This is a genomic window from Hymenobacter antarcticus, assembly GCF_039539545.1.
Taxonomy (GTDB): domain Bacteria; phylum Bacteroidota; class Bacteroidia; order Cytophagales; family Hymenobacteraceae; genus Hymenobacter; species Hymenobacter antarcticus.
Genome location: NZ_BAABDI010000002.1, coordinates 312,417 through 333,609, shown reverse-complemented (window position 1 = coordinate 333,609; position 21,193 = coordinate 312,417). Strand labels below are relative to the sequence as shown.

Annotated in this window: 19 protein-coding genes and 1 tRNA gene; 7 read left to right on the top strand and 13 right to left on the bottom strand. The window is 61.5% G+C overall.

Annotated elements, in window-relative coordinates:
- Positions 1-381 precede the first annotated feature (381 nt).
- The 3 genes from ABD819_RS03345 to ABD819_RS03335 form a co-directional block, all read right to left on the bottom strand.
- Entirely contained in the window at positions 382-816 is a 435-nt protein-coding gene (locus tag ABD819_RS03345; protein WP_345120962.1) for a hypothetical protein, read from the bottom strand.
- Between the two features lie 80 nt (positions 817-896).
- On the bottom strand, positions 897-1,643 hold the full coding sequence (locus ABD819_RS03340) for a hypothetical protein (protein ID WP_345120959.1): 747 nt from the start codon (positions 1,641-1,643) through the stop codon (positions 897-899).
- Positions 1,644-1,702: 59 nt separating this feature from the next.
- Entirely contained in the window at positions 1,703-2,308 is a 606-nt protein-coding gene (locus ABD819_RS03335; RefSeq protein ID WP_345120957.1) for a thermonuclease family protein, read from the bottom strand.
- Positions 2,309-2,377: 69 nt separating this feature from the next.
- Here ABD819_RS03335 and ABD819_RS03330 point away from each other — a divergent pair, with 69 nt between their 5' ends.
- On the top strand, positions 2,378-2,596 hold the full coding sequence (locus ABD819_RS03330; RefSeq protein WP_345120955.1) for a hypothetical protein: 219 nt from the start codon (positions 2,378-2,380) through the stop codon (positions 2,594-2,596).
- Positions 2,597-2,697: 101 nt separating this feature from the next.
- Here ABD819_RS03330 and ABD819_RS03325 read toward each other — a convergent pair whose 3' ends face one another.
- From ABD819_RS03325 to ABD819_RS03310, 4 genes are all read right to left on the bottom strand, one after another.
- Positions 2,698-3,990, bottom strand: coding sequence for a tyrosine-type recombinase/integrase (locus ABD819_RS03325; RefSeq protein ID WP_345120953.1), 1,293 nt, complete (start codon positions 3,988-3,990; stop codon positions 2,698-2,700).
- Between the two features lie 153 nt (positions 3,991-4,143).
- A tRNA-Thr gene (locus tag ABD819_RS03320) sits at positions 4,144-4,216 on the bottom strand.
- A 132-nt stretch (positions 4,217-4,348) separates the two neighbouring features.
- Positions 4,349-6,772 (bottom strand): DUF349 domain-containing protein, encoded by a 2,424-nt coding sequence (locus ABD819_RS03315; RefSeq protein ID WP_345120951.1) that lies wholly within the window; start codon positions 6,770-6,772, stop codon positions 4,349-4,351.
- Positions 6,773-6,874: 102 nt separating this feature from the next.
- The gene (locus ABD819_RS03310; RefSeq protein WP_345120947.1) at positions 6,875-7,432 is read right to left on the bottom strand and encodes a YqgE/AlgH family protein; all 558 of its coding nucleotides are present in this window, start codon (positions 7,430-7,432) and stop codon (positions 6,875-6,877) included.
- A gap of 240 nt (positions 7,433-7,672) precedes the next feature.
- Between ABD819_RS03310 and pdxH the strand changes: the two genes are divergently transcribed.
- From pdxH to ABD819_RS03290, 4 genes are all read left to right on the top strand, one after another.
- Positions 7,673-8,323, top strand: coding sequence for a pyridoxamine 5'-phosphate oxidase (gene pdxH / locus ABD819_RS03305; RefSeq protein ID WP_345120945.1), 651 nt, complete (start codon positions 7,673-7,675; stop codon positions 8,321-8,323).
- A gap of 117 nt (positions 8,324-8,440) precedes the next feature.
- Positions 8,441-9,769: a DUF1015 domain-containing protein gene (locus ABD819_RS03300; protein ID WP_345120942.1), complete on the top strand. Its 1,329-nt coding sequence runs from the start codon at positions 8,441-8,443 to the stop codon at positions 9,767-9,769.
- Complete coding sequence (locus ABD819_RS03295) at positions 9,766-10,347, top strand: Maf family protein (RefSeq protein ID WP_345120940.1); 582 nt, start codon at positions 9,766-9,768, stop codon at positions 10,345-10,347. The genes ABD819_RS03300 and ABD819_RS03295 overlap by 4 nt, the downstream gene beginning before the upstream one ends.
- Before the next feature lie 6 nt (positions 10,348-10,353).
- Positions 10,354-12,144, top strand: coding sequence for a hypothetical protein (locus ABD819_RS03290; protein WP_345120938.1), 1,791 nt, complete (start codon positions 10,354-10,356; stop codon positions 12,142-12,144).
- Between the two features lie 147 nt (positions 12,145-12,291).
- On the opposite strand, the gene ABD819_RS03285 is transcribed toward ABD819_RS03290, so the two are convergent.
- The 5 genes from ABD819_RS03285 to sdaAB form a co-directional block, all read right to left on the bottom strand.
- Positions 12,292-12,720 carry an EamA family transporter gene (locus tag ABD819_RS03285; protein WP_345120936.1) on the bottom strand — a complete coding sequence of 143 codons (429 nt, stop codon included), beginning with the start codon at positions 12,718-12,720 and terminating at the stop codon, positions 12,292-12,294.
- A 131-nt stretch (positions 12,721-12,851) separates the two neighbouring features.
- Positions 12,852-13,841, bottom strand: coding sequence for an NAD(P)H-dependent glycerol-3-phosphate dehydrogenase (locus tag ABD819_RS03280; RefSeq protein WP_345120934.1), 990 nt, complete (start codon positions 13,839-13,841; stop codon positions 12,852-12,854).
- Between the two features lie 173 nt (positions 13,842-14,014).
- The gene (locus ABD819_RS03275) at positions 14,015-15,424 is read right to left on the bottom strand and encodes an efflux RND transporter periplasmic adaptor subunit (protein WP_345120932.1); all 1,410 of its coding nucleotides are present in this window, start codon (positions 15,422-15,424) and stop codon (positions 14,015-14,017) included.
- Positions 15,425-15,536: 112 nt separating this feature from the next.
- The gene (locus ABD819_RS03270) at positions 15,537-17,087 is read right to left on the bottom strand and encodes a TolC family protein (protein WP_345120930.1); all 1,551 of its coding nucleotides are present in this window, start codon (positions 17,085-17,087) and stop codon (positions 15,537-15,539) included.
- A gap of 73 nt (positions 17,088-17,160) precedes the next feature.
- Positions 17,161-17,841: an L-serine ammonia-lyase, iron-sulfur-dependent subunit beta gene (gene sdaAB, locus ABD819_RS03265; protein ID WP_345120927.1), complete on the bottom strand. Its 681-nt coding sequence runs from the start codon at positions 17,839-17,841 to the stop codon at positions 17,161-17,163.
- Positions 17,842-18,119: 278 nt separating this feature from the next.
- Here sdaAB and ABD819_RS03260 point away from each other — a divergent pair, with 278 nt between their 5' ends.
- Positions 18,120-19,112, top strand: a complete 993-nt coding sequence (locus ABD819_RS03260) for a tryptophan 2,3-dioxygenase family protein (RefSeq protein WP_345120925.1) — start codon at positions 18,120-18,122, stop codon at positions 19,110-19,112.
- 30 nt (positions 19,113-19,142) lie between these two features.
- A complete protein-coding gene (locus tag ABD819_RS03255; RefSeq protein WP_345120923.1) occupies positions 19,143-19,844 on the top strand; it encodes a tetratricopeptide repeat protein in 702 nt (233 codons plus the stop codon).
- 24 nt (positions 19,845-19,868) lie between these two features.
- On the opposite strand, the gene ABD819_RS03250 is transcribed toward ABD819_RS03255, so the two are convergent.
- Positions 19,869-21,155, bottom strand: coding sequence for an MFS transporter (locus tag ABD819_RS03250; RefSeq protein WP_345120921.1), 1,287 nt, complete (start codon positions 21,153-21,155; stop codon positions 19,869-19,871).
- Positions 21,156-21,193 lie beyond the last annotated feature (38 nt).

The window sequence follows — 21,193 nt, the reverse complement described above, 5'->3', positions numbered from 1 at the left end:
ACTTTGCTGGATAAGGCGCCGAGTTGCCGGCGTTGTGCGGGCGCACCCGTGTGGTAATTTTCCCATAAATTCGTTCGGTAAGCAGGCGGTAAAGGTACCCCACTATCCTCCGGGACTATACACCTAGTCTATATTATTTGGCTAATGAGCATTATCTTGGATGCTAATTGTCAGATGGTTATGATACATCATTAGCTGTTTAATTTGGTACAGGCACTTATATAACTTAGTTGTAATCAACCCACATTCCTTATTTACCTCGCCTGGTTTTCCAGGCGCGGCGCGGCATTGTTCCATGCCACAAAAAAGCCGGCCCCCTTATCGGAAACCGGCTGGTTGCGGCTGTATCGGCCGGAAGCGGTTGCTGATGGCGCGATAATGCTATGCCACGTCAGCCGTTTGCAGTCCCGCAATATCGCCCACCGACACCGTGCCCAGCGGCAGCGGCACAATCGGCGTACCGGTCATCACCTCCCCAAACAGCGGGTTAGCCGGCAACTCCTGCCCGCCATTGCCATCCAGTACTTGATTGAAGAGCACCACTTCCTCGCCGGGGGTGCTCTGCGCCAGATGGTCCACCAGCACTTCCTGCCCGCTGTTGGCGTGCAGCGCCTGCGTGAGCAGCGTGTAGGTGCTCACGTCTACGTTGTACAGTTGGTTGAGCTTATTCATCTGCGTGGCCGCGTCCTCGGCCGCGCCGATGGCATCGGCCAGCAGTTGCGTGTAGCGCCGGGCCTTCTGGTCAGCCTTGGCGCGGAGCTTAATGGCGCGCTTCATGCGCCGCTTGAATTGGGTTTGATAGGCCGTAAGTGCCATGATGCTTGAAATGAAAGAGGTGGAAATGAGAGCGGCCGGCCGTCGCTGGCCGGCCGCTCGGTTGCCGAAGGGCCCGCGGCTTAGGCCACGTATTCGATGGCCAGCGGGTTCGTGCTGTTGTTATTCAGCGGGTAGAACTTGCCGTTAATCTGCTGGTAGAAGTTGATGCCCACCACGCCCACCACTAGGTTGGCAGCGGCCGGCGCGGCCGGGAAGCTGGCCACCACCGTCTGATTCGCCAGCGGCGCACCACTCAGGGGCAGAATACCCAGCGGAGAAGCCACCACGCCGTTGGTGTAGCTCAACATCTCCATATCCAGGTCCGAAGCGGCGAACACCACCTCAAAGTGCGTAGCACCCTGCGGAGCGGCAATGTCCGAAGCCGGGTTCAGAGCCGGAATGGTCATCGTCACGTCAGCGCCTGCGCCCGTCACCGTGTAGGGGAAGTACATCGTCTGCCCGATGCCGGCCCCGGCGTTGAAGTTGAAGCCGAGCAGCGGGGCCGAGTTCGAAGAATCGAACACCCGCTGGCCGCGGTCATTCGTGTCATCGAGCCCGATAATGCCGCGCATGGCCTTGGTCAGGCGCGAGGTCACGCGGCTGTCGCTGGCCGAGGCAATGGCCACGCGCAGCGAGTCACGGAGCAGCTTGCTGTATTTAGCCGAGAGGCCGAATTCAGCCGCGTTTTCACGGGTACGGGCCAGGCTCGCCGAGTTGGCGAAGGCGGCTTTATTGGAGGCGGGTTTTTGACGGACCGAGCCGTCTTTGGCGAATACAAGGCCGCCCACGGTGCCTTGCAGTCCCAGGATGCCAGTTTGAGAGGCCATGAGAAAAGGGGGATAAAAAGTGAGATAAAAAACCGGCTGCTTTCACTTACGCGGCTTTGTTACCAGGTGCAGCCAACCCGGTAGCGCCGCTTGATTTCAGAATTAAAGGACCGCCACAGCTTCGGCGTCACGGCTTCGCTCACGCCGCATTTCCACAGGCCGCGCCCGGCCCGCTGTGCGGCCAGCTGCTGCTGCGCCCGCCCGGCTACCTTCCGCTTGGGGTCAAACGCCCAGGCCCATCCGCACACCACCAGCAACGAATCCAGCGGTACAGCGCGGCCGGCAGTGGCCCCCGTAGCTATCGGCATCCGTACCGCGCCCAGCGTCCGGCCGTACAGGTCCCGCCCGGCCCGCGTCACCAGCACCACCCGACCCGGAGCCAGCAGCCGTGCCACCGAGTCCGTCGCCTGCACCCCGAACGGTTGGCCTTGCTCCGGCGCATCCACGCCCAGCAGCCGCAGCCGGTAAGTAGTAGCGCCCGACAGCAGCACGTAAGTGTCCCCGTCGATGACGCGCACCACGCGGGCGGCCTCAGCAACAACATCAGCCCGCCCGGTCAGTGAGGAAGCCGGCAACCCGCCCAACCGCAGGCCGATATAGGCCGCCGCCAGCGTCCCCGCCACCCTTGCCCACGTCATTACCGAAATGCTGCGATTGCGAATCATACCCGAACCTACGGCCCGGTTTTAGCGGTTGTATATTCGCCTAGCCAACTATAGCCCGAAAGCCCCAACATGCCCCAGGTCTGCATCTACCCCAAGCAAGCGGCCCAGCTCACCGGCAACCAGTACACTGCCGGCAAGCGCCTGCTCCAACGCATCCGCACCAAGTTGGGCAAGCCCGCCGGCTCCTACGTCAGCGTAGGCGAGTTCTGCCAGTTCACCGGCCTCCCCGAGGCCGAGGTTTCCCGCGCCCTCAACGGAGCACCTGCCAGCACCTTCGCCCGTACCTAAAGCCTAGCTGGAGTATGGCTGCCGGCATGCTGCCGTCATGATGCGAAGCCAGCGGGCGACGGATAAACCACCGCCCGCTGGCTCCATATGACATTACCGCCCTACGCTACCTCCACCGCGCACACCGGCCCCACTACCGGCCCCGTCGCCGCTGGCTCTCCTTCCCAAACCCGCCGCATGGTTTGGTGCTGAAAATCCTCCACAATCTTCGCGTATATAAGCGTAGTCTGGATTTTCTTGTGCCCCAGCACCTTCTGCAGCACCTCCACCGGCATGCCCCGCAGCAGGCTCTGCGTGGCAAAGGTGTGCCGCGCCGTGTGCATCGTCACCAACTCCGATTTGGGCACGGCCGCCCGCACCACTTCCCCGCCCTGGGTACTCACCAAATCAGCCGCTCCCAGCAGCCCAGCCAGCTTGCACACCCGCTTCAGGTATTTATTCATCACCTGATTGGGATGCACCGGCAGCAGCTTCAGACGTTCGGGGTCATGGTACTTGTCCAGAATAGCCGAGGCCGCCCCCGTCAGGTAGATGCTCACGCCCGCCCGCGTCTTGCTCATCATCATCCGCAGCACCCGCGCCCCCTGCCACTCGTGCAGGTTGCCCCGGTGCAACCCCGCCACGTCCGAATACCGCAGCCCCGTGTAGCAGCAAAACAAGAAAATATCCCGCGTCGGCACCAGATTAGCCGGCATCATCGCCTGTTCCAGCTTCTCCAGGTCGGCCGCATTCAGGTAGAGCTTCGGCACATCAAACCCCTTAATCGTGATTTTGCGAATTTCCAGCCCCAGCACCACTCCCCGCTCGTCACGCAGCCACCGCAAAAATGCCTTCAAGTCCTTGAGCGCCGTCGCCACCGAGTTTGGCCCGAGCTTGCGCTCCTCACGCAAGTACACCATCAGCCGGTCATGTAGCTCCAGATTGTAGGTCGTCGGGTCCAGCAGCACCCCGGCCCACTTCTCGAAGCACACCATCCAGTTCCGCGTCACCAGGTGGTGCCGCAAAGTTTCTTTGGCATAGCCCCGCGCCAGCATCGACTTGCGGTAGTCGTCATACCACACCGTCACCGATTCCTGCTCCACCACCTGCTCAGCCACCGCTACTGGCCGCAGCACCGCCCGCAGGCCTACCAGTGTGGGCGCCTCGCCTACAGCACGCAGCGCCCGCCACCAGCTCAGCACATCGGCTGTGAGCCGGGCCAGCAGCTGGTTCGCCACATCCGCCAGCGGGTAGCTCCGCCGGAATTGTTGCCGGTCAGCGTTCCAGTCCGCCGGCTTGCACTTCTCCCCGATGGCACACTTTAGGCGGGCCCCATCGAAATAAACAACCATATGCACCGGGCTCAGCCCGGCTTTGTCTTTCTTGTCGGTGCGAAGAACGAATTGGGTAACCATAAAAAAGGGGGGGCGTAACGGGGGGCGTCTGTCCCACCGTAAAGTGAAAGATTCGCACCCAGGAGTACCGATTCCCCTAGACGCAAAAAACCCGGAAAACGGCCTTCACGACGTGTGAAGCTGTTTTCCGGGTGTTCCGGTAAAGGATATGTGAGCCGCCTGTCGGACTCGAACCAACGACCCTCTGATTACAAGTCAGAAGCTCTACCAACTGAGCTAAGGCGGCCGGTTGATGCAACAAAAGTAAGCAAATAACCCGTTTATTTCAGCGCCAACCCTGATTTAAATAGAAAAGCGGCCCGACGTATTGTACGCCGGGCCGCTTTTGAACTGATAATCACTGGTTTTTGCGGCTGGACTAGCTGCGAATAATGCGCAGCTGCTTTTTCAGCACCTCAATCCGCTTCTGCCCTTCGGCGATGCGGCCCTGGTACTCCTCGCGCAGCTGCGCCGCATTTTTGGAGCGGGCAAAGAAGTCGAGGTTGGTTTGCAGTGTCGCGTGGTCGTTTTCCAACTCGTTGATTTCCTTACGCAACGCCATTTCCTTGCGGGTAAGCTGCTGCTGAGCCTGCGGCCGCGCCTTGAGGCGGGCAACCTCAGTCTGGAACAACAGGTCACCCCGGTCGGCGTAGCCCAGGCCGGGCACGTGGTCGAGGTATTTGCCCAGCAGGGTAATGAGCTGCTCCTCGCTCCGGTCGGCGGTGCCGCGGCCGGGCTGCTCGTCGGTGGGGTCGAACTCGGCCACCCAGCCGGCCAGCAGGGCGCGGAAGCCTTCCAGCGAACCGGGGCTGTCGGCCGAAAGGGCGTTCACCTGCTCGGCAATCTGGTCGAGGTGCGTGGTTTGCTCCACCGACGACTGCTGCACTTTCTCTTCACGCTGGCGCGACTCCTGGCGCGGGCGGTCGAAGATGGTGTCGCAGGCGGCGCGGAAGCGGTTCCAGAGCTTATCGGCTAGCTTATCGGGCACGCGGCCCACTTCCTTCCACTCCTTCTGCACCCGGATGACCACCTGACGAGCGGCATCACCATCCGCGTTGTTGGCAGCTTCCTCGGCTTGCTCAATGAGGGCAACCTTGGCTTTCACGTTGGCTGACTTCTCGTTGTCAAGCGACTTGAAGAAGTCATTCTTACGGTTGAAGAAAGCCTTGTAGGCGGCCCAATACTGCTTGTTGAGCGCATCGGCCTGGGCGCGGGGCACGAGCCCGGCGGCTTCCCACTCCGTCTTGATTTCCTGCAGCTCGTCGGTTTTGGAACGCCACAGGTTCACGCGGTCGGTATCGAACGTAGCGAAGGGCAGCACGCGCTCCAGCAAGACCTGCTTCACCACGAGGTTGGCTTTCTCAACGGTCGAGCGCTGGTCCACGAACTCCTTACGGCGCTGGTGCAGCACGTCGGAAGCCGCGATGAAGCGCTGCCACAGCGGCTCGCGCTGGTCGTTGGGCACGGGGCCAATGTGCTTCCAGTCCTCGTGCAGCTTGGTGAGCTCATCGAGCGCCTTGTTGATGCCGGGAGCCGCACCCAGGGCCTCCGCCCGCTTGATGAGGGCTTCTTTGGCCTCCAGGTTGCGGCGGCGGTCCAGGTCCTTCATCTCCAGGAACCGGCCCTGCTTGCTGTAATAGATATCGAGCAGGCCGTGGTAGGTATCCCAGATGCCCTGGCTGTCGGTCTGGGGCACGGCACCGGTGGCTTTCCAGTCGGCTTGCAGAGCCTTCAGCTTGGCCGAGCTGTCTTTGGTTTCGGCGGCTTCCACCAGCAGGCGAAGCTGGTCGAGCATGGCTTTCTTCCTGGTGAGGTTGTCGCCCCGGCTCGCGTCTTCCGCCTTCGCGTCTTTGGCGCGGCTCTCGCGGAACTCCTGCATGGCCTTGTTCAGCTCCTGCTGGCCCTCGGGCTGCTGGAACGCGAACGCCTCGGCTCCTTCGCCGCCTTCGGCAAATTTCTGGCGGGCGGCACTCCGGGCCAGGCCCACATTGGCCTCGTACTGGCGGGTGAGGTCCTGAATCTGCTTGCGATTGCGACGGGCCTCGGGGCGACGCAGCAGCTCCACCAGATAAGTAGCCTGAGCGGGCAGGTCGAGAGCGGTGAAATCGGGCGCTGCCGTTTCGGCCACGTAGGCTTCTTCGCCTTCGGCGCCGGTAGGCTCCTCACCAGCCTCAATAGCGGCCACGTCGGCCGGAGCCGCGTTCAACGGGGTTTCCGATGAGGTAGGCAAAGCAGCGAGGGTTTCGGGGGCAGTTTCCAGCTCAGTGGCACTGTGCAGGTCGACGGTGGGCAGCTCCGGAGCCTGCTCCTCGACAGTAGCGGCGACCTGGGGCGTGGTTTCCGTTTCGGGGTCGGCAAGGGGAGCGGGTGTGGCGCTGGCAATATGCTCCACGGCCGGCAGGGCATCGGGGTTCGGCATCATCCCGGCACCGTAGTGCGCCACGGCGCGGGCTTCGGGGGCCGACATGTCGTGGCCATCCACGGTCACGGCATCGGGCACGTGCTGCGCGGTTTCGGCGGCAGCGGCGGCTTCGGGCGTGCCGGCATCGGGGCTCAGGCTGCTCGTGGCTTCCTCGGCCGGCGCTTCGGCCGTGCCGGCCCCAACGGGCTGGTCGGCGGGCAGCTCGGGGGTTCCCTGGGCGGGCAGCTCGATGGGAGCCTCGGCGGCGGCAGGTGCAGGCACCGGCTCATCGGTTTTGCCCTGAATCTCGGCCAGACGGCGTTGCAAAATGGTCATCCGGTCCTCGGCGACCGGGTCGGGGCCACCGGCGAGCGGGGCAGTGGGGTTTTCTTCAGCAGCCATAAATCTTCGTAAAAGCCAGCCCCGCGATTGGAGCCAGAGCAGAGAGCAAAAAAGAGTTGGTAAAAAACAATTCCACGGCCCGTAAACCGTACCTAAGAAAACTTAATTTAAGCGAGGGTCGACCGGATAGTTGGCCAGAACCTTGAAACGCCCGCCTTTCTCCCGCAAAATCTCCCGCCAAAAGGCATCAGATGCCAAAGTAAACACTTTCCCGGCGCTCGCGGGGTGTCGTATCCAACTCTGCCCCTGCATTTCGCCCGCCAATTGCCCCACCGACCAGCCCGAATAGCCCGCAAAAAGGCGCACCTCGTCGGCTCCCACCGCGCCGCTCACCAGCAGGCCCAGCAATAGCTCGAAGTCGCCACCCCAGTACACCTCCTGGCCCAGGTCCTGGGCCCCGGGCAGGTCGGCCCGGCGGTGCAGGTAGTGCAGGGTGTTGGGCTCGACGGGCCCACCCAGATACAGCGGCAGGCCGGCGGCCGTTAGCTCAGCCTCGGCGGGCAGGTCGAGCACGTCGCCCAGCGTGAGCGCCGTGAGACGATTCAGCACCAGGCCAAAGCTGCCGTGCTCGGGCTCATCGCGGCAGAGCAGCACCACGCTACGCTCAAAATTGGGGTCGCCCAGGAAAGGCTGCGAGATGAGGAGGGTGCCGGGACGCATGGGAGAGAGAATTATAAATTTTGAATTATAAATTATAAATGTCGGTGTGGCCTGGATGTTGAAAAAACCAGTCGCTGTAGCTTTACCGCCGGTAGTACCTTGCACCGCGAAAGCCATTTAGTAAACAAAGTGGTGACATAAGACTTCGACAGTCGCGGAAATGTTCCATCCGGAGCCGAAACCTCCTGGTTGCACACATCACTAATTTATAATTTTTAATTCAAAATTTATAATTCAAAAATGACTGACCCGCACCTTGCCGACCTGCGCAAAACCTACGCGCAACGCACCCTGTCGGAAGCCGACGTGCTGCCCGATGCCGTGCAGCAGTTTCGCCAATGGCTGGACGAGGCCATCGCCGCGCAGCTCGATGAACCTACGGCCCTGACCTTGAGCACGGTGTCGGCCGCCGGGCAGCCGTCGTCGCGGGTGGTGCTGCTCAAGGGGCTGCCCGAAGATGCCGGCTTTCTGTTTTACACGAATTACGACTCCCGCAAAGGCCAGGAGCTGGCCGGGCAGCCATTGGGAGCCCTGAATTTCTTCTGGCCCGGCCTGGAGCGGCAGGTGCGCGTGGAAGGCCGGATTGAAAGAGCGCCGGAAACCCTCTCCACCGAATATTTCCAGAGCCGGCCGCGCAGCAGCCAGCTCGGAGCCTGGGCTTCGCCCCAGAGCCAGGTTATCGGGAGCCGTGAGGAGCTGGAGGCCCGCGAAACCCGGATGGAGGAGGAGTTTCGGGCCCAAAACCCACTCCCCCGCCCCGAGAACTGGGGAGGCTATATCCTGCGTCCGCACCGGGTAGAGTTCTGGCAGGGCCGGCCCAGTCGCCTGCACGACCGCATCGTGTACGAGCTCGAAGGCAACAGCTGGAAAAGAAGCCGCCTGGCCCCTTGAGATTAATTAATAATTAAGAAGGAATAATTAAGAATTGACGTCGAACGGCTTGGGTCGGACATGACAATTTTCGATTGTTCATTCTTAATTATTAATTACTAATTATTAATTAACTAAATGGCTGATATTCAACCCGTGCGCGGCTGGCGCTACAACCCGGTTTTAGGAGCTGATATTGATGCGTATGTGTCGCCGCTGTTCGATGTCGTATCGGCTAAGCAGCGGCAGGCCCTGTACCGCAATCCTTTTAATTCCATCCATCTGTCGGTGCCCCTGGCGGACGACCCGACGGCGGCGGCGCTGGAACGCTTGCGCGAATGGCAGAGCAGTGGGATTCTGGTGCAGGATGCGCTGCCCGGCATTTATGCCTATTACCAGTATTTCCGCCTGCCCGGCAGCAGCCGGGAGTATTGCCGCAAGGGCTTTATGTGCCACATCCGGGCCTACGACTGGGCCGAGAATGTGGTGCTGCGCCACGAAAACACGCTGCCCGCCGCCGTAAACGACCGGGCCGAGCTACTGGCCCGCACCCAGTTTCAGTCCAGCGCCACCCACGGGCTGTACCAGGATGGGGACTTCGAGCTGGAAACCTATCTGGATGAAGCCATGCTGACGCCGCTTTATGAGACGGAGGAAGACTACCAGGGCGCGCGCGATGTGCTGGCCGTGATTCAGGACGCAGCCATTGTCCGGCGCTTTCAGCAGGTGCTGGCGGCGCGGCAGGTGATTCTGGCCGATGGCCACCACCGCTACGAGGGCTCCCTGGCCTACCGGCAGGCCCGCGAGCTGGCCGCCGACGGCCAGGCCACCGGCCGCGAGCCCTGGAATTACCACCTCATGTACCTGACCAACGCGGCGGCGGATGACCTGCGCATTCTGCCCACCCACCGCCTGCTGCTGGAGTTACCCGGCAACATCAGCGATGCCGGGCTGCTGGCCCGCCTCGAAACCTACTTCACGGTAGTGCCCAAGGACGATGCCAATGACTTGCCCGAAATTATTGCCGGTAAGCCCTGGGCGATTGGGCTTTACCTCGGGGGAATGGCCTACAAACTACGGCTGCGCCCCGAGCTGCATCCGCAGCTCGACTGGGACACCACGGCGGAAGTGAAGGCGCTGGATTTGACGGTGCTGCACTTTTTCGTGCTCGAAAAGGCCCTGGGCATCGTGGGGCCCGATGCCCAGCGGGTGTGGCCGGGCGTGGCCTACGTGCGCAACTTCGCCGAATGCCTCCAACGGGTGGACCGTGGCGAAGCCCGGGCCGCCTTCATCGTGAATGAGGTGAGCATGACTGAGGTTACCGCCGTGTGCCACTCGGGTGCCGTGATGCCCCCCAAATCAACTTTTTTCTATCCAAAAACCATTGGTGGCTTCCTCTTCAGCAGCATTGCCGATGACGAAGCCGGCAATGTATTTGCCGAGCATTTTCAACACAATCCCGCGTGAAACTAATTTTAGCTTCCAATTCTCCCCGTCGGCGCCAGCTGCTCACCGAGCTGGGCCTGCCCTACGAAACCCGCCTGCTGGAAGTCGATGAGGACTTTCCCAGCCACCTGCGCCGGGCCGAAGTAGCCGAATACCTGGCCGCCCACAAAGCCGCCGCCTACGCCCCCGGCCTGGCCCCCGACGAAGTGGTGCTAACGGCCGATACCATCGTGTGCCTGGGCGATGACGTTCTGAACAAGCCCGCCGACGTGGCCGAGGCCACCGCCATGCTCACGCGCCTGCAGGGCCGCGCCCACGACGTGTTTACGGCCGTGTGCCTGCGCTGCGGTGATGGCCGCGAGGTGGTATTCTCGGACCAGACCATCGTCCACTTCCGACCCCTGAGCCCGGCCGAAATCAGCCACTACATCACCACGGCGCAGCCCTTCGACAAGGCCGGGGCCTACGGCGCGCAGGACTGGCTGGGCATGGTCGGCATCAGCCGGCTCGAAGGCTCGTATTTCACGGTAATGGGCCTGCCCACGCACCGGGTCTGGGAAGAGCTGGACAAGCTGGGGGCGCTGCCCGCCCGCACTTAGAATAGGATGATGACGGAGCCCACGCCCCGGTTTTTCGCCATAATCGCCTCCTTCTTGCTGGCGGCCTGCGCCGGCTACGCCGCGCTGGTACTGTATGCCGCCAGCTGGGCTGAAATCCGGGCGCTGGACCAGATTTTCCCTTTCTACAATTGGCATATCACCTCCCTGACGGCGGCCGAATTGACCGCAGCGCGGCAGGAGCTGGCCATTGGCTCCCTCCTGCTGGCTGGCCTGCTGGCACGCATGGCTCTGCCCGCTGCCGGCCGCCACGAGCTGCGGTATCTCGGCCAGGAAATTGGCCGGGCCGGCACCGGCCTGCGCCGGGCCCTGCGCGAACTGAGCCACCGCCAGCGCAATCAGGCCGGGGCGCTGCTGGCCCTGCTCACGGTCGTGCGCGTGTATTTCAGCTTCGCTAATCCCGAATACGACGACGCGGTTTCCTACGAGGTGTTTGTGAGCAAGGGGCTGCTGGCTACCAGCGCCTACTATCCCATTCCCAACAACCACGTTTTATCGAACACCATCAGCCTGCTGTTTTACCAGCTGAACCCGGGGTTCTGGTGGAGTATGCGGCTGCCGGTGCTGCTCATCAGCTCGGCGGCCACGGTGCTGCTGTTCGCGGGGGTGGTGCGGCGCAGCAATTTCCGGGTGGCGCTGGCGGCGGTCGGGCTGTTCAGCGGGTTGCAGCTAAGCCTGTACCATGCGGCCGTAGGCCGGGGCTACTGGCTGCTGATTTTACTGGCCGTGGTGGTATTTTTTAGTGCCCTGGAACTCGACCGGGCGCGGGGCCGGCACCGGGCGGCCTGGGCGGGGCTGGCCCTGGCCGGCGTGCTGGGCTGCTACACCGTGCCGCCGTTTGTGTACGTACTGGCCTCGGCATTTTCCTGGCTGGGGCTGGGGGTGTTGCGCCGGCGGCAATGGCCGCGATTGGGGCTGCTGGCGGGGGTGGGGTTCACGATTGGAGCGGGTGCGGTGCTGCTCTACGCCCCGCTCCTACTCGTTTCCGGCTTATCGGTATTTGTGGGCAATGGCTACGTGGCCCCGTTGGCTCCGGGGGCATTCTGGACGGGTCTGGCCGGCTACCTCTGGCATAATGAAGGCTTCCTGGCCGGCCAGCGCACCCTGGGGTCGCTGGTAGCCCTGCCCGTGCTGGCGCTGCTGGGCTGGCTGTTCCACCTGTCCCGGACCCGCCAGCTAGACGAGCACCGGGCGCACCAACTGCGGGACCTGGGCGTGCCCGCCTTGTGGTTTATGGCGTTTCCGTACGCCGTTGTCATCGTGCAGCGGGTTTTTCCGCCCGAACGGGTAATGCTCTACAAAGCCGCTTTTTTCTTTATTCTCGCGGGCCTGGTAATTGACTGGGCGCTTGCGCGATGGTCGGCCCGGGAGTGGCGCTGGCTGCGGCCGGCCCTTGTTACGCTCGCCGTGCTGTTCGGCACCTACGAGACCTACAGCGTTATCCGGGTCAATCCGGGCGCTCGCGGCACCAATGCCGCTTATCACGAGGGCCTGCGCTGGCTGGCTTCCCAGCCCGCTGGCCCCGTGCTGGTGCCCGAACCTACCCACAACCTGTTCTTCCGTTTCTACGCGCATTCTCAGGTGCGGGAACGGACCTGGCAAATCGACAACGACCAGCGGCCCGGCACCCGCTATTCCTACGTGGTGGCGTTTCCCGGCAAGCGGGGCTTTTTCCAGCCGCTCTTCACCTTCCCGCCGGCTTACCACAATGGTGAAGTCGAAATCTACCGCGTACCTAAGAATTATCAGTTGAACACCAAGTCCTGGCGGCACGACTAGAGCAGTTTCGCTTGTTGTGTGCTGAGTTAAAAGTTGAGAGTTAAAAGTTAAAAATCCTATAAAACGAGCTTTAACTTTTAACTCACTGCAAAAGGGTAAACAAACCTGAAAACTACGGTCAAGCCTGACTTGAAACAGACTGGCTGATTAATGCCCCCGCGCCAACAGCGCAATGCCCGCCACAATCAGCAGCAGCCCCCCGGCCTGGGGCAGCGTCAGCGCCTCGCGCAGCACCACCAGCCCCAGCACCGCCGTGAGCAGCACCGAGCCGCCCACAATCACCGGCGTGCCCACCGAAGAGTTGACGCCGCGCTGAAACACCACGAAGGTGAGAATTTCGGCCAGCCCCACGCCCAGCCCGGCCAGCGCCGCCAGCCCCAACCCTTTGCCCGAAATAGCCAGCGGCTGCCCTTGCAGCTTTAGTTTCAGCAGCCACGCGCCGCCCAGGCCGGCCGCCACCAGCTGGAGCACCACCGCACCCACGGCCGGCGGCACATGGTCGGCGGCGAGCTTAATGAAGAAGTTGTAGAGAGCCAGACACAGCGCCGTGAGCAGGGCAAGCGGGAGCCAGTTCATAAGAATCCTGAGTTATCTAAGCAGCCGTTCAAAAGCAAACAGCCTGTCCGTTGCTCGTTATCAGTTGTCAGGCAGTTTATTACGATAGGCCTGACAACGGATAACGAGCAACTGCCAACTACTATTGATGATTACCGCAGCTTTTCCTTCAGCAGCTCCATTTCCACGGCCGGCGAAATGCGCTCGTACAGAATATTATAGGCCGCCTCGGTGATGGGCATATTCACCTTGAGCTTCTTGTTCAGCTCGTGAATGGATTTCACGGCGAAGTAGCCCTCGGCCACCATGTTCATTTCCAGCTGGGCTGATTTTACGGAGTAGCCGCGGCCCACCATGCTGCCAAACGTGCGGTTGCGCGAGAACTGCGAATAAGCCGTCACCAGCAAATCGCCGAGGTAGGCCGAGGCCGACAAATCCCGCGGCTGCGGGCTGATGGCCTGCAAAAAGCGGCGGATTTCCTGCACCGCATTGCTCACCAGCACCGCCAGGAAATTGTCGCCGTAGCCCACGCCGTGGGCGATGCCGCCGGTCAGGGCAATGATGTTTTTCATCACCGCGCAGTACTCGATGCCGTCGAGGTCCTGGGCCGGGTAGGCGCGCACGTAGCGGTTGCGCAGCAGCTCGCAAAACTCCAGCGCCAGCCCGGCGTCGGGCGAGCCGATGGTGAGGTAGCTCTGCTTTTCAAGGGCCACTTCCTCGGCGTGGCAGGGCCCGGCGATGACGCCCAGCTGATGCCGGCCCAGTTTGAACCGCTCGGCCACGTAATCCGTCACGAGCTGGTTCTTACCCGGAATCATGCCCTTGATGGCCGAAATCACCTTTTTATGCTTCAGCAGGTCACGGTCCAGCTTGTCGAGCACGGGCTGCACGTAGGCGGCGGGCACGGCCAGCACCAGCCAGTCGGCCTCTTCCACGGCGTCGGTCAGGTCGGTGGTGGGGTACACGCGGTTCAGGTCGAACTGCACGGCCGAGAGGTAGCGCGGGTTGTGGCGGGTGCGCAGCAGGTGCTGCACATCGTCCTTCGAGCGCAGCCACCAGTCCACGCGGGCCCCGTTTTCGCTGAGAATTTTGGTAAGCGCGGTGGCCCAGGAGCCGCCGCCGAGCATGGCTATTTTTTCCAAGTGGTAGGTTTTTTGTAAAATTCAAGCCTGTTACGGGCAATAAAGCAAGAACGTCATGCTGCGCGTAATCAAAGCACTTTAACCACCGTAGCAACTAATTACTTGCGTGGTAGAGATGCTTCGACAAGCTCAGCATGACGTTCTGTTTTCCGTCAGCGGGTTCTCCGATGCGGTTATTTATCAGCCTCCGCGTCCTCTTTCAGCGCTTCCTTATTGAGGCTTTTCGCGTCCTTGATTTCCACGGCTACCCCGTCTTTCAGGCTTTTGGCTACGGCGCGGAAGGGGCCGCTGGCCACTTGGTCGCCGGCCTGCACGCCGCTCAGAATCTGAATATTCTGGAAGTCGCTGATGCCCGTTTTCACCGGCGTCAGCACGGCCTTGCCGTTTTTAATCACGAATACCACTTCCTGAATCTCCGCTTTGGGAGCCCCGCCCGGCGTCACGGCCGTTGCGGTGCCACTGCCGCGGCCGGAGCCCACACGGGGGCCACCCTTCTCGTCGGCCTTCACGTTGGCCGAGTCGGAGCGGGTGGTGACGGCCGCCAGCGGCACGCTGAGCACGCCCGATTTCCGGTCGGTAATAATGTCCACCGAGGCCGTCATGCCGGGCCGGAAAGGCACGATGGTTTTGCCGCGCACGACGCGCTGCAAGTGCTTGTAGCTTTCGGGCAGCAGCCGAATGCGCACCTCAAACTCGGTCACGGCTTCGGCCGTGAGGGCATCCTTGGCCGTGTTCGCGATGTTGGTAACCAAGCCGCGGAACTTCTCGTTTTTGCTGGTGTAGGCATCTACTTCCACTTCCACCGAGTCGCCGATGTTCACGTTGTTCACGTCATTTTCGTTCACGTTCACGCGCACCTCCATGTTGTTGAGGTTGGCAATGCGCATGATTTCGGTGCCGGCCATCTGGGTGGTGCCCACTACCCGCTCGCCCTTCTTCACGTTGAGCTTGCTCACCGTGCCGCTAACAGGGGCGTAAATAGTGGTTTTATTCAGGTTTTTGCGGGCTTCTTCCAGCGAGGCCGAGGCAGCAGTCACAGTGCTCTGCGAAGCCCGGATGGACTGCCGGGCGCTGTTAATTTCTTCCTGCGACGCGTTGTAGGCGCCTTGGCTGGCTTCGTATTCGGACTGCGAAATCACCTTCTGCTTATACAGCGAGGCATTGCGGCGATAGGTCAGCTCGGTTTGCCGGGCGGCGGCAATCAGCTGCTGGAGGCGGGCCTGGGCCTGGCCCACGTTGGCCCGCTGGGTGCCCACCTGGGCGCTTTGCACGTTCACCTGGGCCTGGTAGTTATCGGGCCGAATGCGGAGCAGCAGCTGGCCTTTGCGCACCGAGTCGCCCTCCTGCACATACAGCTCGATGATTTCGCCCGAAACGTCGGGCGAGATTTTTACTTCGGTTTCGGGTTGCACCTTGCCCGAGGCGCTTACTTTCTCCACGATATTGGTCGGCCCGGCAGTGGCGGCCAGCACCTCCACCCCCACGGGCTTGCCAATCCAGCCCTTCTTTTTTGCTACGGTGTAACCCACGATGGCCGCCAGGGCAATGCCAATGAGAATAAAGAGTAAACGGTTGTTTTTCATAAGGTTTCATTTAACATTTATCAATTAACATTTAACAGTCGTTCGTCTGGCACCAAAAGGCGCCGGATTGAGCGAATAGCGTGTTAAATGATAAATGCTACTTGTTAAATGATTAGAGAGTGAGCGGCTTGCCCTGGTAAAAGTCGAGCACTTTGCTCCGGAAGAAGAATTCGTATTTGGCCTGAATCATGTCCGACTCGGCGGCCGTGAGGTTGTTGCGGGCAATGTTAAAATCAGTACCATTCAACAAGCCATTATTGAAGCGGATTTCGGCGTTGCGGAAAGACAACGTGAGGGCCTCCACCTGGCGGGCGCTGGCGGCGTAGCGGCGCTGGGCCGCCACGGCATCGGCGTAGCTCTGCTGAATGGTCTGGCGCAATTGCAGGCGGGTTTGCTCGGCCTGGAGCTCCACTTGCTGAATATTGACCTGGGCGCGCTGCACCCCCACGCGGGTTTGCAGCCCGTTCAGGATGGGCACGTTGAGCGAGAACTGCAGGAATTCGCCCCGGTTGTCGGCCAGCTGGTCCAGAAACCGGTAAGGCAGGGGTTCGAAGGTGGTCTGTGGCGAGAGCAGCACGTAGGGCGAAGCCGAATAGCCTCCCGGCGCGGCCGGATTGATTTGCAGCACCGGCACCGGAATCGGGTCGCCGCTTACGCGCACCGACTGGCTGCGCACCGACGAAAAGCCCGTTGAAATGCCTCCCGCCAAAGTCAGGCGTGGGTAAAAAGCGCCCCGCGCAATTTCCAGACCGCGCCGGGCGCTGGCCACGCGCAGGTCGGCGGCCTTGATTTCGGGCTGCTGCTGCCGCGCAATCTCAAAGGTGGCCGTGGGGTCGGGCACGGTGGCCGTGGTGGCCAGCGTGCTGGGGTCGGGCAGGGTGGGCACCACCACCTCGAAGCGGTTGGCGGCGGCGGGGTCCAGGTTGAGCTGCTGCACCAGGGCCAGCTGGGCCAGAGCCAGCTGGTTCTGGGCCGTGACGAGGGTGCGCTCTTCGCCGGCCAGCTGGGCGCGGCTGTCGAGCACGTTGCCCTCGGCCACGGCTCCGGCTTTCAGCAGCTTCTCGCTACGCGAAACCTGGGCCTGCACCGTAGCCAGCCGCGCCTCGGAGGCGCGAATGAGCTCCTGGGCCAGCAGCAGCTGCAAAAACGACGAGGCCACGTTCAACGACAAATCGTTGCGGGATTTCTCGATGTCCACCCGCGAGGCCTGGGCATCAAGCTGGCCCTGCTTGATGGTATTGCGCAGCTGAAAGCCCGAAAAGAGCGTGACCTGCCCCGAAGCCGTGAAGTTGTTCGACCGCACGTTCAGCTGCTGAAACTGGTTGGTGAACGGGTCGCGGTTGGTGCCGAAGTTGAAGCCCTGCGTACCGTTCAGGCCCAGCGTGGGCAGCAGCGCGGCGCGGTTGAGGCGCAGGTTGGCTTCCTGCTGCTGGGCCGTGAGCTCCGACTGCCGCACGCCCAGGTTGTGAGTCAGGGAATAGTCGACGGCCGCCTGCAGCGTCCAGGGGCCGGAGGGAGCCGGGGTTGCGGCCGGTCGGCCCAGCACCGCCGGGGCGGGGTTCTGGGCCTGCGCCAGGGGCGCGATGGTCAGGCTAGCGCCCAACAAGCCCAGCAGGGCCAGCGGCCGGGCGGGGCGCGGTATTCGGGTAGTCGCTCGTTTCATCACGCAGAAAAATGGTGCTTCAAAGGGGTAGATAAATCGATGGGCAGCGGTATTTAATTACACCGCATCGCCCCTAGTCCAAAGTGGGAATGTAGGTAATGCGCTGCACCCAACTCAGCTGACGCAGGTAGGCGAGCGTTATTTCTTTAATCGGGCTGTCCATTTCGATAAACTGCCGGGCCGCGTCGTTACGGCCCTTGCGGCTCACAAACATGGTGGCAATGTTGCAGTCGTCGTGCGCAATCACCGAGGCAATGAAGGCAATGGAGCCGGGCACGTCATGGGCATCGACGATGAGCGTATGCAGCGAGCCCGAGAAATCCGACGGAAAACCGTCGACCTCAACAATGCGGATAACGCCCCCGCCCCGGCTCTGGCCCACTATTTCAACGCGGTGGCCGGTAGCCCCATTCAGCAGGTTGAGCTTAATAGTATTGGGGTGCATCGTGGACGCATTGGCCACGCTCTGAAACGTGTAGCGCAGGCCGGCTTCGGCGGCGTGCTCGAAGGCCGTGCGGATGCGGGTATCATCGGCGGGGTAGCCCAGCAGGCCAGCCACAATGGCGCGGTCGGAGCCGTGCCCCTCGTAGGTGCGGGCAAACGAGTTGTAGAACGTAACCACGGCCTCCGTCGGCACGGCCCCCAGCATCCGGATGGCCGCCCGCGCGATGCGCACCACGCCGGCCGTGTGCGACGAGCTGGGCCCAATCATTACGGGCCCAATCATATCAAAAATACTGGATTTCTCAGCCATGGGCTTTACGCCGTACATCGTAAAAGTATGGCTAAAAGTAGCGGATGCACGCCAAACCAACCAGGAAGTCGGCTGTTTTGCCAGGGCAAAGAACGGAATATATCGACGGCGGCGGGCAATTGGCAGAAGTTCACCTTCCAAAGACGCCGCGAAACCACTATGGTTGCGAATTGTTCGGCAGGCCGCCCAATTGCCAGGTTTGCGAAGTCAGTAATTTGTCGATATTTGTCGCGGGCCCACCCAGCCTTTCCCACCCGTCCCACTCACCATCCCTCTACATGTCCTCCCCTCCCGCCCCGGACGAGTTTTCGCCGGCCGTACTGGCGCAATTACGCCGACTTCAGGAAAAATACGCGCCCGATGGCCAGGACCTCGCCGCCTACCTCGAAGGCCTCTACCACGCCAAATACGTCAACTACTGGGATTACATCGAGCTCGACACGCTGCTCTCGCTGCAACGCCCGCTCACCAACATCCCCGATGAGCGGATTTTCATCATGTACCACCAGATTTCGGAGCTGTATTTCAAGCTCTGCCTCTGCGAGTACGAGCAGCTCGGCAACCTCGAACAGCCCACGCTGGGCGAAGTAGTGCTGCGCATTGGCCGCATCAACCGGTATTTCGACAACCTCATCGACTCATTCGATGTGATGGTTGACGGCATGGACAAGCAGCAGTTTCTCGACTTTCGCATGGCCCTGATGCCCGCTTCGGGCTTCCAGTCGGTGCAGTACCGCATGATTGAGATTGCCAGCACCAGCCTCAGCAACCTCACCGACGAGGCCAAGCGCCAGGCCCTGGGCGAGGCTTCCGCCCACGACCACAACCAGCTGCTGGGCTGCATCTACTGGAAAGCCGGGGCCACCGTGGAAGCCAGCGGGGCCAAGGCCCTGACCTTAATTGAGTTTGAGCGCAAGTACACCGCCGACCTCGTGCGCCATGCCGAGACCTACCAAAACCGTAACTTGTGGGCCGTGGTGCAGCGCCTGCCCGACGACGACCAGCACCACCCCCGCCTGCTGCGCGCCATGCGCCAGCTCGACGTGAGCGTGAACGTGAACTGGCCGCTGATGCACTTCAAATCGGCGGTGCGCTACCTGCAGCGCAACCCCACCGACGTGGCCGCCACGGGCGGAACCAACTGGCGCGAGTATCTGCCGCCCAAGTTTCAGCGCCGCATTTTCTACCCCGAGCTGTGGTCCGCCCAGGAGCTGGAAGACTGGGGCAAAAGCTGGGTGGATGAGGTGCTGGAGCAGAGTGTGGGGGTATGAGTTAATTTCAGAATTACCCTTCATACAGTTATGAAAGCTTTTCGGCTTCTGCTTATTATTGGTAGCTCGATGGGCTTGTTGCAACCTGTCGCAGCTCAGACCCTCCCGAAAAGTGCCAGCAATTTGTTGCCGCGCTACGGTAATATGCCTAAACGCTCAGAATTGCTGGTAGCTGACCAGGAACTACTGAATTATTGCGACCAAAAGTTTCCTGGTCGCCCGGAAGCCGCGAAAGCCTTTTCTGCCCGGGGATGGGATTACATGCGGGCGCAAGACCCGGTAACCGCCATCAAGCGGTTTAATCAAGCGTGGCTGCTCGATAGCACCGACGCCGGTGCTTTTTGGGGTTTTGGGGTCGTCATGGGCCAGCGTCAACAATACGACGAGTCGTTGGGCTACTTCCAAACCGCTTATCGATTGGACGGCTCGAACAAACGGTTGCTTGTGGACATGGCCACCACCCGGTTGGAATTGTATGCGGCGAAAAAGGAGGCGGGCCTGCTAGATGGTGCAATACACGATTTACAATTATTTCTGGCAGATTCGATGGACGCAAAAACTAATGCCTTGGCTTATGTTAATGCCTACTCTAAACTGGGTGCTGCTTACACCTTTAAGCAAGACTATGCATCTGCCTGGAAATACGTGTATTTAGTCGAAAACATATTGCCAGGTGCCTTAAAAGGCCAACCCTGGCTTCGTCGCCTAAAAAAAGAAGCACCCCGAAAATAACAGCTGCGGCGGAGAAAGGGCGTTCTATTCCGCCATCCGGCCCTTCTCCGCCCGCGTCTCGCTCATGCGCCAATACACGAGCAGCGAAAGCAGCGCACAGCCCGTCACGTACCAGTAGAACCACTCCTCCACGCCCTGATTTTTGGCGTAGAGGGCCACGTACTCGGCCGTGCCGCCGAAGATGGCCACGGTCAGGGCAAAGGGCAGCCCCACACCCAACGCCCGGATTTCAGTCGGAAACAACTCGGCCTTCACCACCGCGCTGATGGACGTGTAGCCGCTGACCACAAACAGGGCCGCGATAAGCAGCCCGGCCGCCTCCCACGCATCCTGCGTCTGAGCCAGCAGACGCAGCAGTGGCACGGTGCCCAGCGTGGCCCCAATCCCGAACATGAGCAGCACTGGCCGCCGGCCCACTTTGTCGGAAATAGCGCCCAGCAGCGGCTGGAATAACAGCGCTACGGCCATCACCCCAAATGAAATCAGTGTAGCCTGCTCCTTGCTGAAGCCTGAGGTGTTAACCAGAAATTTCTGCGCGTACGTGGTGAACGTGTAAAAGGCCAGCGTGCCGCCGAGGGTGAGGCCCACCACCGTTAGCACCGCTTTGGGGTGCTGCATCAGGGCGCGCATCTGGCTGGGCGAGGGAGCCCGGCCCTCGGCTTCGGCACCCGCCGTGGCCAGGCCCAGGCGGTGCTGCTCGAAGGCGGCCGTTTCGCCCATGTGCGTGCGGAGGTACAGCGCGCCCAGAGCCGCCAGAGCCCCAATCACAAAGGGAATCCGCCAGCCCCAGTCACCCAGCTGAGCAGGCGTGAGCAACTGCTGCAAGCCCAGCTGCACCAGCAGCGCCAATAGCTGGCCGCCCATCAGGGTGAGGTATTGAAAGCTGGACCAGAAACCCCGGTGCTTCAGGCCGGCCATCTCGCTGAGGTACGTGGCCGAGGTCCCGTATTCGCCGCCCACGCTGATGCCCTGCACCAGCCGGGCCAGCAGCAGCAAGGCCGGCGCGGCCACTCCGATGCGAGCGTAGCCGGGCGTGGCGGCTATCAGCAGCGAGCCGCCGGCCATGAGCTGTACGGACAGCAGCAGCGCCGCTCGCCGGCCGTGGCGGTCGGCATAAATTCCCAGCAGCCAGGCCCCCAATGGCCGCATCAGAAACCCGACCGCGAAAATGGCCGCCGTGTTGAGCAGTTTGGCGGTGGTATCACCGCTGGGGAAAAATACCGGGGCGAAATAAAGCGCAAAGGCCGAGTAAGCATACCAGTCGTACCATTCGACGAGGTTGCCGATAGAGCCGCTAACGATGGAACGCAACCGCGAAACAGGGGAAGCAAGTGCGAGTGTTGTCATGT

What these genes read in the sequence shown, in the direction of transcription:
- ABD819_RS03345 (WP_345120962.1), bottom strand. Translation starts at nt 816, where the DNA reads ATGGCACTTACGGCCTATCAAACCCAATTCAAGCGGCGCATGAAGCGC.
- ABD819_RS03340 (WP_345120959.1), bottom strand. Translation starts at nt 1,643, where the DNA reads ATGGCCTCTCAAACTGGCATCCTGGGACTGCAAGGCACCGTGGGCGGC.
- ABD819_RS03335 (WP_345120957.1), bottom strand. Translation starts at nt 2,308, where the DNA reads ATGATTCGCAATCGCAGCATTTCGGTAATGACGTGGGCAAGGGTGGCG.
- ABD819_RS03330 (WP_345120955.1), top strand. Translation starts at nt 2,378, where the DNA reads ATGCCCCAGGTCTGCATCTACCCCAAGCAAGCGGCCCAGCTCACCGGC.
- ABD819_RS03325 (WP_345120953.1), bottom strand. Translation starts at nt 3,990, where the DNA reads ATGGTTACCCAATTCGTTCTTCGCACCGACAAGAAAGACAAAGCCGGG.
- ABD819_RS03315 (WP_345120951.1), bottom strand. Translation starts at nt 6,772, where the DNA reads ATGGCTGCTGAAGAAAACCCCACTGCCCCGCTCGCCGGTGGCCCCGAC.
- ABD819_RS03310 (WP_345120947.1), bottom strand. Translation starts at nt 7,432, where the DNA reads ATGCGTCCCGGCACCCTCCTCATCTCGCAGCCTTTCCTGGGCGACCCC.
- pdxH (WP_345120945.1), top strand. Translation starts at nt 7,673, where the DNA reads ATGACTGACCCGCACCTTGCCGACCTGCGCAAAACCTACGCGCAACGC.
- ABD819_RS03300 (WP_345120942.1), top strand. Translation starts at nt 8,441, where the DNA reads ATGGCTGATATTCAACCCGTGCGCGGCTGGCGCTACAACCCGGTTTTA.
- ABD819_RS03290 (WP_345120938.1), top strand. Translation starts at nt 10,354, where the DNA reads ATGATGACGGAGCCCACGCCCCGGTTTTTCGCCATAATCGCCTCCTTC.
- ABD819_RS03285 (WP_345120936.1), bottom strand. Translation starts at nt 12,720, where the DNA reads ATGAACTGGCTCCCGCTTGCCCTGCTCACGGCGCTGTGTCTGGCTCTC.
- ABD819_RS03275 (WP_345120932.1), bottom strand. Translation starts at nt 15,424, where the DNA reads ATGAAAAACAACCGTTTACTCTTTATTCTCATTGGCATTGCCCTGGCG.
- ABD819_RS03270 (WP_345120930.1), bottom strand. Translation starts at nt 17,087, where the DNA reads ATGAAACGAGCGACTACCCGAATACCGCGCCCCGCCCGGCCGCTGGCC.
- sdaAB (WP_345120927.1), bottom strand. Translation starts at nt 17,841, where the DNA reads ATGGCTGAGAAATCCAGTATTTTTGATATGATTGGGCCCGTAATGATT.
- ABD819_RS03260 (WP_345120925.1), top strand. Translation starts at nt 18,120, where the DNA reads ATGTCCTCCCCTCCCGCCCCGGACGAGTTTTCGCCGGCCGTACTGGCG.
- ABD819_RS03255 (WP_345120923.1), top strand. Translation starts at nt 19,143, where the DNA reads ATGAAAGCTTTTCGGCTTCTGCTTATTATTGGTAGCTCGATGGGCTTG.